Source organism: Microbispora hainanensis, assembly GCF_006874475.1.
Lineage (GTDB): Bacteria > Actinomycetota > Actinomycetes > Streptosporangiales > Streptosporangiaceae > Microbispora > Microbispora hainanensis.
Genome location: NZ_VIRM01000055.1, coordinates 49,132 through 62,750, shown reverse-complemented (window position 1 = coordinate 62,750; position 13,619 = coordinate 49,132). Strand labels below are relative to the sequence as shown.

Annotated in this window: 14 protein-coding genes; 4 read left to right on the top strand and 10 right to left on the bottom strand. The window is 71.5% G+C overall.

Translation table 11 applies throughout. The features are described 5' to 3' along the window. Together FLX08_RS32795 and FLX08_RS32790 are read right to left on the bottom strand one after the other, a co-directional pair. On the bottom strand, nucleotides 1-869 hold an 869-nt coding region (locus tag FLX08_RS32795), incomplete at its 3' end, for a Gfo/Idh/MocA family protein (RefSeq protein ID WP_142624138.1). Between the two features lie 55 nt (nucleotides 870-924). Continuing rightward, complete coding sequence (locus FLX08_RS32790) at nucleotides 925-1,479, bottom strand: transglutaminase-like domain-containing protein (protein WP_208761804.1); 555 nt, start codon at nucleotides 1,477-1,479, stop codon at nucleotides 925-927. 207 nt (nucleotides 1,480-1,686) lie between these two features. Between FLX08_RS32790 and gad the strand changes: the two genes are divergently transcribed. After that, on the top strand, nucleotides 1,687-3,105 hold the full coding sequence (gene gad, locus FLX08_RS32785) for a glutamate decarboxylase (protein WP_425280657.1): 1,419 nt from the start codon (nucleotides 1,687-1,689) through the stop codon (nucleotides 3,103-3,105). Between the two features lie 34 nt (nucleotides 3,106-3,139). On the opposite strand, the gene FLX08_RS32780 is transcribed toward gad, so the two are convergent. Continuing rightward, nucleotides 3,140-3,505, bottom strand: coding sequence for a DUF2267 domain-containing protein (locus FLX08_RS32780; RefSeq protein ID WP_208761802.1), 366 nt, complete (start codon nucleotides 3,503-3,505; stop codon nucleotides 3,140-3,142). A 155-nt stretch (nucleotides 3,506-3,660) separates the two neighbouring features. Between FLX08_RS32780 and FLX08_RS32775 the strand changes: the two genes are divergently transcribed. Then, on the top strand, nucleotides 3,661-3,924 hold the full coding sequence (locus FLX08_RS32775) for a trypco2 family protein (RefSeq protein ID WP_142624135.1): 264 nt from the start codon (nucleotides 3,661-3,663) through the stop codon (nucleotides 3,922-3,924). Between the two features lie 101 nt (nucleotides 3,925-4,025). On the opposite strand, the gene FLX08_RS32770 is transcribed toward FLX08_RS32775, so the two are convergent. Next, nucleotides 4,026-4,307: a hypothetical protein gene (locus FLX08_RS32770; protein ID WP_142624134.1), complete on the bottom strand. Its 282-nt coding sequence runs from the start codon at nucleotides 4,305-4,307 to the stop codon at nucleotides 4,026-4,028. 483 nt (nucleotides 4,308-4,790) lie between these two features. Further along, nucleotides 4,791-5,786 carry a non-homologous end-joining DNA ligase gene (ligD, locus tag FLX08_RS32765; protein ID WP_142624133.1) on the bottom strand — a complete coding sequence of 332 codons (996 nt, stop codon included), beginning with the start codon at nucleotides 5,784-5,786 and terminating at the stop codon, nucleotides 4,791-4,793. A 410-nt stretch (nucleotides 5,787-6,196) separates the two neighbouring features. On the opposite strand from ligD, the gene msrB reads away from it, so the two are divergent. Further along, nucleotides 6,197-6,598, top strand: a complete 402-nt coding sequence (gene msrB / locus FLX08_RS32760; RefSeq protein ID WP_142624132.1) for a peptide-methionine (R)-S-oxide reductase MsrB — start codon at nucleotides 6,197-6,199, stop codon at nucleotides 6,596-6,598. A 3-nt stretch (nucleotides 6,599-6,601) separates the two neighbouring features. On the opposite strand, the gene FLX08_RS32755 is transcribed toward msrB, so the two are convergent. The 3 genes from FLX08_RS32755 to hemG all read right to left on the bottom strand — a co-directional run bounded on the left by FLX08_RS32755 (nucleotide 6,602) and on the right by hemG (nucleotide 9,635). Further along, the gene (locus FLX08_RS32755; protein WP_142624131.1) at nucleotides 6,602-7,195 is read right to left on the bottom strand and encodes a hypothetical protein; all 594 of its coding nucleotides are present in this window, start codon (nucleotides 7,193-7,195) and stop codon (nucleotides 6,602-6,604) included. Between the two features lie 184 nt (nucleotides 7,196-7,379). Beyond that, nucleotides 7,380-8,081 (bottom strand): hydrogen peroxide-dependent heme synthase, encoded by a 702-nt coding sequence (gene hemQ, locus FLX08_RS32750; RefSeq protein WP_142624130.1) that lies wholly within the window; start codon nucleotides 8,079-8,081, stop codon nucleotides 7,380-7,382. 123 nt (nucleotides 8,082-8,204) lie between these two features. Further along, nucleotides 8,205-9,635 carry a protoporphyrinogen oxidase gene (gene hemG, locus FLX08_RS32745; RefSeq protein ID WP_142624129.1) on the bottom strand — a complete coding sequence of 477 codons (1,431 nt, stop codon included), beginning with the start codon at nucleotides 9,633-9,635 and terminating at the stop codon, nucleotides 8,205-8,207. Nucleotides 9,636-9,908: 273 nt separating this feature from the next. On the opposite strand from hemG, the gene FLX08_RS32740 reads away from it, so the two are divergent. Beyond that, nucleotides 9,909-11,087, top strand: a complete 1,179-nt coding sequence (locus FLX08_RS32740) for an ROK family transcriptional regulator (protein ID WP_142624128.1) — start codon at nucleotides 9,909-9,911, stop codon at nucleotides 11,085-11,087. A gap of 93 nt (nucleotides 11,088-11,180) precedes the next feature. On the opposite strand, the gene FLX08_RS32735 is transcribed toward FLX08_RS32740, so the two are convergent. Both FLX08_RS32735 and eboE read right to left on the bottom strand, forming a co-directional pair. Continuing rightward, a complete protein-coding gene (locus FLX08_RS32735) occupies nucleotides 11,181-12,506 on the bottom strand; it encodes an alkaline phosphatase family protein (RefSeq protein WP_142624127.1) in 1,326 nt (441 codons plus the stop codon). Beyond that, nucleotides 12,506-13,618 (bottom strand): metabolite traffic protein EboE, encoded by a 1,113-nt coding sequence (eboE, locus tag FLX08_RS32730; protein ID WP_142624126.1) that lies wholly within the window; start codon nucleotides 13,616-13,618, stop codon nucleotides 12,506-12,508. Before eboE ends, FLX08_RS32735 begins: the two co-directional genes overlap by 1 nt. Nucleotide 13,619 lies beyond the last annotated feature (1 nt).

Sequence of the window (13,619 nt, the reverse complement as noted above, 5' to 3'; positions counted from 1 at the left end):
TCGTCACGGTGGAGCAGGTCGCTCTCCACGGCCTCGATCACCTGCTGAAGGTGCAGGCCGCGGGCCGCGTCCAGCTCGTGCCGCCGGCGGTGCTCGGCGGTGTCCGTGAACTCGCGGTACATGGTGTCGACGGCCTCCCGGCCGACGGCGGCCACGCCGTCGACGGCCGCCACGCCGCCGGAGCCGAACACCTCGATCTCGGCGCGCTCCCTGACGGGCTCGGGCGAGGTGTACATGGAGATCTCGCTGTAGGTCCCACCCTCGTGCTCGAACATCATCCCGAACCAGCCGGTCGGCTGGCCGTGCGCGTGAACGCCGATCACACGGCCGAGCGCGGCGTCGAGGAGATCCAGGAGATCGGGGCCGAGGTCCCCGCGCAGCACGCTCAATCCTCTGCGCCATGGGCGCGGGTCGGGCGGGGCGGTCGTGACGACCAGGCCGCTGGCCCCCTGCGGAAAGGTCTTCGGAACCGCGTCGGTCAGGAAGTGGCGGACAGTCGCCGAGTAACGCCAGAGCAGCGCGAGCTGCGAGACCGTGCGTTCGGCGGCCTCGGCCAGACGCTCCGCGCCGGCCAGGTCGCCCGCGACGGGCCGTTCCAGGAGCAGTGCCTTGTCCTGCCGCGCCGCGACCTCCGCCAGGTAGGGCTGGACGGGAGGCGGCACGGCGAACACCACCGCCTCGCAGTGGTCGAGCAGGTCCTCGAAGCGGCCGGACGCCGGCACGCCGTACCGCTCCGCGAGGGCCTGCGTGGCACCCGGTGATCGCGCCCACACGCCCGCGAAGCGCGCTTCCGGACACGCCGCGATGGCCGGTGCGTGCACCTCCGCTGCCCGGCGGCCCGCGCCGACGAGGCCGATGGCGATAGCCATACCGTCCACTGTAGGCACGGCCTCCCGGCCCGGGGTGCGTAGGGGCTGGTAATAATCAGGCGAGTAGGTGGGCAGGAACGGCAAGGTCGGGGTGGGTGGAAGGGCGGGATAGGGCGGGGAGACGGGCGGCGGCGCAGGTGTCGGCGAGGGTGTCGAGGAGGAGGTCCGGTCCCCAGGCGTCGTCCGTGCCCGGGACGCCGAAACGGTGGCCGTCGACGTGGCCCTGGCGGTAACGGGTCCAGGCTTCGCCTCCGGTCAGGAACTCGCCTTCGGCCAGGTCGTCCGGGCGGGCGACGAAGCCGCGGCCGAGGTGCTGGGTGTCGACGCGCACCCAGCGGTCTTCGTCGTCGCGCCAGTATTCGGTGATCCAGTGGTCGAGGCCGTAGCCCTCCTTGAAGTACATGCCGAACCCGCATCTCGCACGTGCAGGGATGCCGCGTAACCGCAGAAGGGCGCAGGCGATCGTGGCGAAGTCTCGGCAGGTGCCGACGACGCGCCTCGCGGGAGGCCGGGCCTGGTGGAGAGGGGATGGGTCGAGCGCGGTCAGCGCGGTGATCAGGGCGTTGACGGGCCTGATGTCGACCCGCCGGTCGGTCACTCCCGGGGACATGCCGCGAGACGACGCCGCCGACGTCATCGCCGCGCTGCCCGGCACTCCCGAGGTGCGGCGTCCGCACTGCGATACGGCAGGTCGACCGCCACCCGTTCCGCGACGGCACCTGGTACCAGAAGTGCCCATACTGCGTCTTTAGTCGCCTTCTGCCCGGCCTGTAGCCGCCTCCTGCCAGACTCACTCAGGGGACCCGCGGAGGGGAGTGTGGACGGGGTGTCGTCACAGGAGAACAGACGGGCCAAGCATCGACATCGACCCGTATGGGTCAATCCGCTGTTCGGGGTGACCGACCCCGCCTCCGGAATCACGGCGGTGCCGCCGCGGCACCGGCTTCCTGAGGGGCCCATGGCGCCCTCCGCCGTGTCACGGCTCATCCGTGACGAGCTGATGCTGGACGGGAACCCGCGGCTGAACCTGGCCACCTTCGTCAGCACCTGGATGGAGCCGGAGGCGCACGCGCTGATGGGCGACACCGCCGACAGGAACCTCGTCGACAAGGACGAGTATCCCGCGACGGCCGAGCTGGAGCAGCGCTGCATCCCGATGCTCCGCCACCTGTGGAACGCGCCCGACCCCGACGCGTCACTCGGGACCTCCACCGTCGGATCCAGCGAGGCGTGCATGCTCGGCGGGATGGCGCTCAAACGCCGCTGGGTGCACCGCAACGCCGACCGCTACGCCTCCGGCGCGCGTCCCAACCTGGTGATGGGCGTCAATATCCAGGTGTGCTGGAAGAAGTTCTGCAATTACTGGGAAGTGGAGCCCCGCCTGGTCCCGATGGAGGGCGACCGGTTCCACCTGGGTGCGGAGGAGGCCGCCGGGCAGTGCGACGAGAACACCATGGGCGTCGTCACCGTCCTGGGCTCCACGATGGACGGAAGCTACGAGCCGGTCGCCGACATCTGCGCGGCACTCGACGCTCTCGAGGAACGCACGGGATGGTCCGTGCCCGTGCACGTGGACGCCGCGTCGGGAGGGATGATCGCCCCCTTCCTCGAGCCGGACCTGGCGTGGGACTTCCGCCTTCCGAGGGTCGCCTCGATCAACGTCTCGGGTCACAAGTACGGGATGGTCTACCCGGGACTCGGATGGGTCCTCTGGCGGGACCGGGAGGCGCTCCCCGGGGATCTGGTGGAGCACGTGAACTATCTCGGCGGTGACGTGCCGACGTTCACGCTCAACTTCTCCCGGCCCGGATCGCAGGTCGTCGCCCAGTACTACAACTTCCTCCGGCTCGGCCATGAGGGCTTCCGCCAGGTGCAGGGCGCCCTGCGGGAGGTGGCGACGCACCTCGCCGGTCAGATCGAGGGGCTCGGCTGCTTCCGGCTCCTCACACGTGGCGACCAGCTGCCGGTGTTCGCCTTCACCACCACCGACGACGTCACCCGGTTCAACGTCTACGACGTCTCGCGACGGCTCCGGGAGTGGGGCTGGCTGGTGCCGGCCTACACCTTCCCGCCCAACCGCCAGGATCTGCAGGTGCTGCGGGTGGTGTGCCGCAACGGGTTCTCGCTGGACCTGGCCGACCGGCTGGTCGACGACCTCCGGGACCTGCTGCCGTGGCTGCACAGGCAGCCAGAGCCCATGTTCGGCCCGGAGGAGGGGGCGAGCTTCCACCACTGACCACACCGCCCAGGCCGTACGGCTTACTCCGCGCTTACTTCGCGGCCTGCTGGAACTCGGCCGGCAGCTGCGATATGGCCTGGTCGAAGGTCTCGTCCGGAACAGCGTCCCGCAGCGTCAGCAGAACGGCCCGGATCCCTCCCCTCGTCTCCTCCTCGGTCAGCCCTGTGCGTTTGCTGATCCGCGCGACGAACTCGCGGAAACCGAACCGCTGGATCGGATCACCGATGTGTATCGACTCCCGGAGAGGCTCCGGAAGTTCGAGCGCGAGATGCTGAGCCTCCGTGGCGCTGAGCTGGTCTCCCAGAAGCTCCAGTGTCGCGCGGGTCAGATCCGCCGCCTCCTCACGCGATAGGCCGCTGCGCTCGGCCACCCTGCCGAAGAACTCCCTGTGCTCCACACTGGCTCCATTCCCCCCGGCGTCCGCCCGACACCGAGCCGGCGGACATCCCAGAAGCTTGGAGCGATGCATACCGAGGTCCCGGCACCCCTGGCTTTCGAGCGGGAATGACACCGAGGTCTGGCCGTTCGCAAGGGGCGACGCGGGGAGGACACATGGCACACGAGGCAATGTCGCTGGCTGACGCGATAGACGTGATCCGAGGCGAGATCGGCAAGGCCCGCATCAGGGCCGAGGTCATGGGCGAGGAGATGCGGTTCAGCGTCGGCACGGTCGAGGTGGAGATCCTGGTCCAGATCACCCGTGACGGCAAGGACGGCGAACTGGTGCTCGAAGTGGTCGAGGCAGGCGGTTCGAAGGGCGGCGACACCCACCGGATCACCTTCCCGATGACTCCTGTCTTCGAGCCTCGCGGCTGAGAGCCGGTCGGCGGGGAGGGAGAAGCGCCCGCGAACGCGCACCTTCCCGCAAGTGCGGTCCCACCCTCACGGAAGAGGGCGGGACCGCCGCAGGACGCACATTACGCCCTGGTAGTCGCGGTGCGGCTCCGGCCCGTCGCCGTACCGACGGTCTCCCGCTCCTGCCTCTCCTGCTGGCGGACGGACCTGGAGAGGCCCTCCAGCTCGTGCGCGGTCTCCTCGAACTCCTGCGCGGCCTCCCGGCTCATCCTGCTCACGATCCTGCGCCCGCGAAGGGCCATGTCCTCGTACACCTCGCCGGCCTTGGCCAGGGCGTACGGCCCGACGCCCGCGAGGGCGCAGAACGGCTTGGACATCGTGATCCTCTTGACCGGTGTCGTCACTTGGTCACTCTCCATACATATCGGTCTAGCGGCGGCTTAGCTGTTCCGGACAGGGAAACCGGCCGGGCGTCAGGAAGGCGGCGTGCCGGGGGCTTCCGTCCCGGGCCCGGTGTCGCCGGCGGCCTGCTCCGGGCCGGTGTCCGCGGCCCCGGAGGCATTCCGCGGATCCGTCCAGGTGATGTGGCCGGTATCCCCGCGATCGTCGTCCGGCTCGCCGTAGCCGCAGCTCAGGCACATGCGGTTGTCTCCCCCTGCTCGGTCGTGTGCACAACGGCCCCGCCCTCGGCAGCGGTGTGAGGGCGAGGCTCGGGTGTTCCAGGTTCGTCCGTGCGCGGGCTTGCCCGGGGACGAGCGCCCGCTCCCCCGTCGGCGAACGCTCGTCAGGACCATCCCCGCACCCGTCTCGAGGGACACCGGGCGGGAATGCAAGAGCCGATCAAGAGCAGAGAGAGGCGGACAAAAACACCGCCCGGCGAGTCACGATCAGCTGGACGGCCTCGCCTTGCTCGGCTGGACGCGCCTCGGCTCGCCGGGCATCTTGGGGTAGTTCGGCGGATATGGCATGTCGCCCCGCTTGTCGGCGTCGTACCACTCCAGCAGTGTGCCGATGTCGAAGGCCCGGTCGTCGATCGCCCGCTGCACGTCGCCCAGTTCGGCGAACCGCTTCGGCATGGTCCTGATGTCGAAGTCCCGCGGGTCGCAGCCGGCCAGCTCCTCCCAGGTCACCGGGGCGGAGACCCGGGCGTCGGGCCGCGCGCGGACCGAGTAGGCGGCCACCACCGTGCGGTCGCGGGCGTTCTGGTTGTAGTCGATGAAGACCTTCTCCCCCCGCTCCTCCTTCCACCAGGCGCTCGTCGCGAGGTCCGAGCGCCGCTCGGCCTCCCGGGCGAAGGCGATGGCGGCGTACCGCACCTCGGTGAAGGTCCAGCGGGGCTCGATGCGCACGTTCACGTGGATGCCGCGGCTGCCCGAGGTCTTGGGGAAGCCCGTCATGCCCAGATCGTCGAGGATCTCCTTGGCGGTGAAGGCCACCTGGCGGGCCTGCTCGAACGACGTGCCAGGCTGCGGGTCGATGTCGATGCGCAGCTCGTCGGGGTGGTCGAGGTCGGTGCGGCGGGCGGGCCACGGGTGGAAGTCGATCGTGCCGAGGTTGGCGCACCACGCGATGGCCGCCACCTCGGTCGGGCAGAACGCGTCGGCCGTACGCCCGCTGGGGAAGCGCACCGTGACGGTCTCGATCCAGTCGGGATGCCGGGGCATCCGCTTCTGGTAGATGGCGTCGGCGCCGACGCCGCCGGGGTGCCGCTTGAGGTAGGTCGGCCGCTCCCACAGAGCGCGCAGCACGCCGTCCCCCACGCTCACGTAGTACTCCACCAGGTCGCGCTTGGTGGCGCCGACCTCGGGGAAGTAGACCTTGTCCGGATTGGTGACCTTGATCGTGCGGCCACCCACCTCTATCTCGATGTACGGCGAAGCCATGCACGTGACCCTACCCGGATGAGGGGGTCCGTCCCGGGCTGCCGACGGCGGCCGGACCGGGCGCTCCCACGGCCGCGCCCTCCCGGCGCAGGCACGTGGTCGCGTACGGCGCGCTCGCGTTCGGACGGCGCCGCACGCGACGGGACGGACCACGACGGCCGCCCGCGGGCGGCCTCCTCTCGCCGTCCGGCGGCGTCCAGCACGGGTCGGGTGCCTCGCCGCCCTGACGGCGGTGTGGGTGACCGCCCCCGCGCGGGTGACGGCGATCAACCCCCTCGTCAATGAAGACGCCGGAAGACCCGGGAAAGGATGCTCCGGCGCGCCAACATGTGCGGGGAAGATCCGGGGCCTCCGCGGAGTTTCCCACTTCGTAATCCCCGCGAGGGGCCGCCGAAGGCAGGGTGGTGAGCATGGAGAAGGTAATCAAGAGCGACGCCGAGTGGCGCGCGCGGCTTTCCCCCGAGGAATACCGGGTCCTCCGGCAGGCGGGGACCGAGCGCCCGTTCAGCGGCGAGTACGTCGACACCAAGACGGTCGGCGTCTACTCCTGCCGCGCCTGCGGGGCGGAGCTGTTCCGGTCGGAGACGAAGTTCGAGTCGCACTGCGGCTGGCCGTCGTTCTACGAGCCGTCCGAGTCGCAGGCGGTGACCCTGCACGAGGACGACTCGCTCGGCATGCGCCGGGTGGAGGTCCGCTGCGCCCGCTGCGACTCGCACCTCGGGCACGTGTTCCACGGCGAGGGCTATCCCACGCCGACCGACGACCGCTACTGCATCAACTCCGTCTGCCTGACGCTGCTGCCGGGCGAGTGACGCCTATTTCGGCTTGGGGTGGGTGACCCGGCAGTCGTCGTCGTCCGGGCCGAGGACGTTGGCGAGGACGGGGTTGCCGTTCTCGCCGAACCTCGACTGGACGAACACGACGGGGTTGCTCTCCCCCCGCTCGGCCAGATACTCCAGGCCGCGCTTGCACAGCGTGATCGCGGTCTTGGAGTTGTCGGCGTTCTCCGGGAGGTTCGTGTAGATGCGCAGGTAGCCGCCCTCGGTGCGGATGTCCTTGACCCGCTTGGCGGTCTTGTCGCTCCACCTGCTGCGGAAGTAGGCCTCCGCCTTGGTGTCGGTGTACTTCGACGGTCCCGACGCCTTCTGTTCCGCCGCCTTCTTGTCCCGCTTGGCGGCCGGCTTCTTGTCGGTGTCGACGCTGGCGACGGTCAGCTCGCCGGCCGGGGAGGCGGGCGGCGCCGGCGCGGCGACCACGTGCCCGGGCTCCGCGCCGGACCGCGACAGCGGCCAGGCGATCGCGACGGCCCCGACGGCGAAGGCGGCCACCCCCAGGGACACCTCGACGACATGCGAACGGGCCCGCCTCTTGCGGCGGCGCCCCCTGGAACGTGCCAGCCCGCTAGCCACTCTGCCCCACCTAGACGTCGATTCTTCGTCACAGTATGGCAAAGACTTCGGGCCGCCAAGACCGTTTCCGACGCTTCGCGCGAGATCAACCTAAATGTCCCTTGCGTCGCTCCACCACGCCGGGCCGGCCCACCCGCCCGGCCGCAGAGTGCGCCGGGCGGGCGCTTGCAGGGGCTCGCGAAGGCTAGGGCAGCGCGGCGACGAGCTCGCTGACCGGCTTGCGGGTGCCGGTGTAGAAGGGGATCTCGATTCTCGTGTGCCGCCTCGCCTCGGCTCCGCGCAGGTGGCGCATCAGGTCGACGATGCGGTGCAGCTCGTCGGCCTCGAACGCCAGCATCCACTCGTAGTCGTTGAGGGCGAAGCAGGCGACCGTGTTGGACCGCACGTCGGGGTACTCCCGCGCCATCTTGCCGTGCTCGGCCAGCATGCTGCGCCGCTCGGAGTCCTCCAGCAGGTACCACTCCAGGGACCGTACGAAGGGGTAGACGCAGACGAAGCCCCTGGGCTCCTCGTCCGCGAGGAAGGCCGGGATGTGGGACTTGTTGAACTCGGCCGGGCGATGCAGGGCCATGGCCGACCAGACCGGCTCGCTGGCGCGCCCGAGGGCGGTGCGGCGGAAGCGGGTGTAGGTCTCCTGCAGGTCCTCGGCGGAGGGGGCGTGCCACCAGAACATGAAGTCCGCGTCGGCGCGGAACCCGGCCACGTCGTAGCAGCCTCGGGTCGTCACGTCCTTGCCCGCCGCCTGTGCGAGCAGCTCCTCGACCTCGTCGGCCACGCCCTCACGGGCGGCGGGGAGCTGGTCGCGCAGCCGGAAGACCGACCACATCGTGTAGCGGATGACCAGGTTGAGATCGCGTGCCTTGGGCCGCGGGGCGGGCTCCGTCATGCCTCCATTCTGCCGGTAGGGGGCGGCGGTCCGGCTTCCGGGTGCCGCCGATCAGCCGCGCCGGCGGCGGCGTGCACGCGGCATGGCGGCGGCGGAGCCGGCGGCGGGCGCCCCCGCCACCCGTCAGGCGTCCGCGGCCGGCGTCCCCTGTGCCTCCCGCAGGTGTTCGAGCACGAGCTTGGCGGCGGTGCGGGCGGTCGCGACGCAGGCCGGGATGCCGACGCCCTCGTACGCGGCGCCGCAGACGGCGAGGCCGGGCTGCCCGGCGATCGCGGCGCGCACGCGGGCGACCCGGTCGAGGTGGCCCACGTCATACTGCGGGAGCCCGCCGCCCCAGCGGGTGACCCGGGTGTCCAGCGGCAGCCCCCGCACGCCCATGACCTCGGCCATCTCGTTCATCGCCAGGGCCGTCAGCTCGGCGTCGTCGCGCTGGAGCACGAGCTCCTCGCCCAGGCGGCCGATCGAGCACCGCACGATCAGGACGTTGCGGTCGGCCTCGGCGAGGTGGGGCCACTTGACGCTGCTGAACGTCGCCGCCTTGACCGGCCTGCCCTCGACCGGCGGCACGAGGTAGCCGCTGCCCTCCGGCGGCTCGGGGAACGCCGTCCTGGGATAGGCGAGGGTCACGATCGCCATGCTGGCGTACTCGATCGCGGCCAGTTCGGCCGCCGCCTTCGGCACCTCACGGCGGAGCAGGCGGGAGGCGGGCCGCGCGGGCACCGCGAGGATGACGGCGTCGGCGTCGATCGTCTCCTCGTCCCTGGTGGGACCGGTCACCAGCCGCCAGCCGTCCGCCGTCCTGATCAGGTCGCGGACCGTGACGCCGGTGCGGATCTGCGCGCCCGACTCCTTGGCCACCGCGGCGGGCAGCGCGCCCATGCCGTTCCTGAGCGTGGTGAACACCGGCCCGGCGTTCGCGGGGGCCTCCGCCGTGATGCTCCGGGCCGCCTGCAGCAGCGACCGCTCGGTGCGGGCGACGGCGGCGATCCGCGGCATGGTCGCGTCCAGCGACAGCATGTCGGCCCGGCCCGCGTACACGCCGCCGAGCAGCGGCTCGACCAGCCGGTCGACGACCTCGCTCCCCATCCGGGCACGGATGTACGCGGCGACGGAGACGTCTCCGGTCACGAGCGTGGGCGGCAGGAACTGGTCGAGGGGCACCCGGGCGAGCCCGGCCGGCGACAGGACGCCCGAGCGCGCGAGGGCGACCACGTCGGAGGGGACGCCCATCACCTGCTCCCGGGGCAGCGGGCGCAGCGCCCCGCGTGACAGGACGGCGGCCCGGGTCGTGCCGGGATCCACCAGGTCGTCGCCGAGGCCGGCCAGCCGGGCCAGTTCCTTGCCCTCGGGCCGCCGCGCCAGCATCGACTCGGCGCCCGCGTCGACCTCGATCCCCGCCACCTGCGACGCGTACAGCTTGCCGCCGATCCTCGGCGCCGCCTCCAGCACTGTCACCCGCAGGCCGGCGTCGGCCCGGTTCAGGTGCAGCGCCGCGGCCAGACCCGCGATGCCCCCGCCGACGACGACCACATGACGACCCGCAATCCCGTCCATGGGGCAAAGCTACCGGCCCGTACGCCCGGGTCCCGCACCGGCGCGGGGCGTGTCCGCCGCGAAACGGGCAACCCGGCCACCTGGGCAGGAGCACGTATGGTCACGCCTCGGACACCTGCCGACAAACCCGACAGGAACGCAAGATTCTTAGAAACTTTTCACCCGCCGGGCAAAAAGTAAGGGTTCCTTGTAATAAAGTTGTTGTAGTAAGAGCAGAAGTCCAGTCACTTCTGATAGGCATCCCGAGTCCCCGACCCCGAAGAGCGGAAGCGAATGACGGCTCGCCCCGAGAACCCGCACCAGGCGCGGATCCTGCGCCTCCTGCGTCAGGACGGCGCGCGTTCCCGCGCCGAACTCGGCGAGGTGGCCCGTCTGTCACCGTCGAAGCTCGCACTCGAGCTCGACCGGCTCGCCAAGCTGAACCTCCTCGAATCGGGCGGGCTCGCCGCCTCGCGGGGCGGCCGCCGGTCGGGCATCGTACGGGTCGCCTCACACCTGCGGTTCGTCGGGATCGACATCGGCGCCACGTCGATCGACGTCGGGGTGACCAACGGCGAGCTGGAGGTGCTCGGCCACCTGTCGAAGCCGGCCGACGTGCGCGACGGCCCCGAGGCCGTGCTGGAGCAGGCCCTGGAGCTGGTCGGCAAGCTCCGGACCGGCGAGACGACCGAGATCCACGGCGTCGGGATCGGGGTCCCTGGCCCGGTGAGCTTCCTCGACAGGACGCCGGTCTCGCCCCCGATCATGCCGGGCTGGGACCGCTTCCCGGTGCGGGAGACGCTGAGCCGCGAGTTCGGCTGCCCGGTGCTCGTGGACAACGACGTGAACATCATGGCACTGGGCGAGCTGCACGCGGGCCTGGCCAGGGCCGTCGGCGACTTCCTGCTCGTGAAGATCGGCACCGGCATCGGCTGCGGCATCGTGGTCGACGGCGAGATCTACCGCGGGGTGACCGGCAGCGCCGGTGACATCGGCCACATCCGGGTGTCCGACGACGGCCCGCTGTGCACCTGCGGCAACACCGGCTGCCTCGAGGCCTACTTCGGCGGCGCGGCGCTGGCCCGCGACGCCCGGGCCGCCGCGGAGTCGGGCGACTCCCCCTTCCTGGCCGAACGGCTCGCGCAGGAGGGCACGCTGACGGCGGAGGACGTCGCCGCCGCGGCCGCCTCGGGGGACGCCGCCGCCGTACGGATGATCCGCGAGGGCGGGCGGCACGTGGGCATGGTGCTGGCGTCGCTCGTGAGCTTCTTCAACCCCGGCCTGGTGATCATCGGAGGCGGGGTGGCCGGCCTGGGCCACGCGCTGCTCGCGGAGATCCGCAGCGTCGTCTACCAGCGCTCGCTGCCGCTGGCGACGGGCAACCTGCCCATCGTTCTGTCCGAGCTCGGCGACACGGCCGGGATCGTCGGGGCGGCCCGGCTGATCAGCGACCACGTCTTCTCTGTCGAATAAGCATGCGCCGAACGAGCACGCGCCCCGCGTAAGCCGGTCAGAACGCCGGCCGGCCGCCGCCCCCGGAGGGAACGGCGGCCGTCTTCCAGCGGTTCAGCCCTTCAGCAGTTGCGTGATCAGGCCCTTGACCTCGGTCGCGGCGTAGGCGTCCCGGTCGAAGGGGCCGAGCAGCACCGGTCCGTCCGCCGCCGCGTCGGGCAGGCGGCCGTGGCTGCCGCGCACCGGCTCCGGGTCGAGCGGCACCACCGACATCTTGTAGCGCATGCCCATCTTCTTGCGGGCCAGCGCCGCGCCCGCGCGCAGCTTCACGATCGGGTCGTCGGGGTCCATGAACAGCTCCGCCGGGTCGTATCCCGGCTTGCGGTGGATCTCCACGAGCTTGGCGAAGTCGGGCGCCCGGTCGTCGGACAGCCAGTAGTAGTACGTGAACCACGCGTCCGGCTCCGCCACGGCGACCAGGTCCCCCGCCCGCTCGTGGTCGAGGCCGTACCTCGCCTTGCCCTCCTGGTCCAGCACCTCGTCCACGCCCTGCAGCTCCGCCACGACGTCCCGTACGCGGGGCAGGTCGGCGGGGTCGTTCACGTAGACGTGGGCGACCTGGTGGTCGGCGACCGCGAAGGCCCGGGAGGCCCAGGTGTCGAGATACTCCATGCCGTCCTGGGTGTAGACCTCCAGCAGCCCGGCCCGGCGCAGCGCCCGGTTGACGTCGACGGGGCGGGACGCGTTGGTGATGCCGTACTCGGACAACACGATCACGGTGGCGTCCTCCCGCAGCAGCGGCGCGAGCGCGGCGTCCACCTCCCGGGCCGCCGCGACCGCCTGGGGCGCGTCGGGCCCGAAGCGCTGCAGGTCGTAGTCGAGGTGCGGGATGTAGACCATGAGCAGGTCGGGCCGTTCCTTCGCGAGGATCCGGCGGGCGGCCGCGATGATCCACTTCGACGAGGTGATGCTCGCCGTCGGACCCCAGTAGGTGAACAGCGGAAACTCGCCCAGCTCGGCGACCAGGTCGTCGTGCAGCGACGGCGGCCTGGTGTAGCAGTCGGGCTCCTTGCGCCCGTCGGCGTAGTAGATCGGGCGCGGGGTGACGATGAAGTCGCTGGACCCGCCCATGGCGTACCACCAGCAGACGTTGGCCGTGCGGATCCCGGGCACCGCGTCCCACAGCTGCTCGCCCTGGATCAGCCGGTTGTGCTGCCGCCACAGGAAGACCTCGCCGAGGTCCCGGAAATACCAGCCGTTGCCGACGATGCCGTGGTCGCGCGGCATCGATCCGGTCAGCAGGGTCGCCTGCACCGAGCAGGTCACGGCGGGCAGCACGGGCCGCAGGGACGCGGCGGCGCCGATCTTGGCCACGTTCGGCATGTGCGCCAGCAGGCGCGGGGTCAGGCCGACGACGTTCACGACGACGACGGGTGCCATCAGATCTCCTTGAGTCCGAGTGCGGCGAGCCGCCGCCGGGTCCAGTCCAGCTCGGCCGCGATGCCCTCGGCGACGTCCACCGGGCCGGGCAGCACGCTCCAGGTGTAGGTCTCGACCTCGAGGTGCCGGGTGAGGGGCGCGTCGGGGGAGGCCATGAGGCGCTTCAGCAGGTCCTCCAGATAGGGGGTGGTCGTGGTGAGCGGGGGCGGCGGCGCGGCGTGCAGCGGCATGTGGAAGTGCGTGCGCCACGGCAGGTCCGCCGGGAGCCCGCCGGCCAGCGCCTCCGGCAGGTCGTCGGTGTATCCGGCCGCGCAGCGCGTCTGGTGGAGATACCGCTCCTCCTCGTACGCCGCCAGCGCCGGCTGGCCGCCCGGCGGCGCCTCGACGGCGGACGAGACCTGGAGCTTCACGATCGGCAGCCTCAGGCCGGCCGAGTCGGCGGCGTCCTCGAAGCCGACGGCGAGATGGCAGGCGTCGAGGCAGACGCCGAGGTGCGCGGGGTCGGTGCCGGCCAGCAGCTCGACCGCCTGCGGGGTGGTCTCCACGATGCAGCCCGGCTCGGGCTCGAACCCGACGCGGATCGTCTTGCCGGTGCGCTCCGCCAGCGCCCGCAGGCCGCTGGTGAGCGCGTCGAGGTTCGCGGCGACGGCCTGGGCCTTGTCCGGCGTCCAGCCGGTGCGCCAGGCGAGGGGCAGCGTCGAGATCGAGCCCTCGGTCACGTCGTCCGGCAGCAGCGCGGTGAGGATCTCGGCCAGGTCGAGGGTGTAGGCGAGCCGCTCCGGCTCCGCCCAGTCGGGCCGATACACCCGGAGTTTCACGACCTGGTCGTGGAAGCCCTGGTAGGGGAAGCCGTTGAGGGTGACGACCTCCAGGCCCAGCTCGTCCAGCCGGGCGCGCAGCCGCGCGAGCTCGCCGGGATCGGCGCGCAGCGCCCGCGCCGCGCCGGACGACAGCCACAGCCCAAGGCCGAGCACGGGCGCGCCGGTCAGCGCCCGCACCCGGGCGGCGACGCCGGAGAGCTGGTCGTGGATCCCGGCGAGGTCCTCGGCGGGGTGGACGTTGGTGCAGTAGGCCAGGTGGACGACGGATCCCGAGGGATGGAGCAGGCGCATG

Bases quoted from the DNA above. Each gene is read 5' to 3' on its own strand.
- ligD (WP_142624133.1), bottom strand. From the start codon at position 5,786: ATGGCTTCGCCGTACATCGAGATAGAGGTGGGTGGCCGCACGATCAAG.
- hemQ (WP_142624130.1), bottom strand. From the start codon at position 8,081: ATGACGGAGCCCGCCCCGCGGCCCAAGGCACGCGATCTCAACCTGGTC.
- FLX08_RS32740 (WP_142624128.1), top strand. From the start codon at position 9,909: ATGACGGCTCGCCCCGAGAACCCGCACCAGGCGCGGATCCTGCGCCTC.
- FLX08_RS32735 (WP_142624127.1), bottom strand. From the start codon at position 12,506: ATGGCACCCGTCGTCGTCGTGAACGTCGTCGGCCTGACCCCGCGCCTG.
- eboE (WP_142624126.1), bottom strand. From the start codon at position 13,618: ATGCGCCTGCTCCATCCCTCGGGATCCGTCGTCCACCTGGCCTACTGC.
- hemG (WP_142624129.1), bottom strand. From the start codon at position 9,635: ATGGACGGGATTGCGGGTCGTCATGTGGTCGTCGTCGGCGGGGGCATC.
- FLX08_RS32775 (WP_142624135.1), top strand. From the start codon at position 3,661: ATGGCACACGAGGCAATGTCGCTGGCTGACGCGATAGACGTGATCCGA.
- msrB (WP_142624132.1), top strand. From the start codon at position 6,197: ATGGAGAAGGTAATCAAGAGCGACGCCGAGTGGCGCGCGCGGCTTTCC.
- FLX08_RS32790 (WP_208761804.1), bottom strand. From the start codon at position 1,479: ATGTCCCCGGGAGTGACCGACCGGCGGGTCGACATCAGGCCCGTCAAC.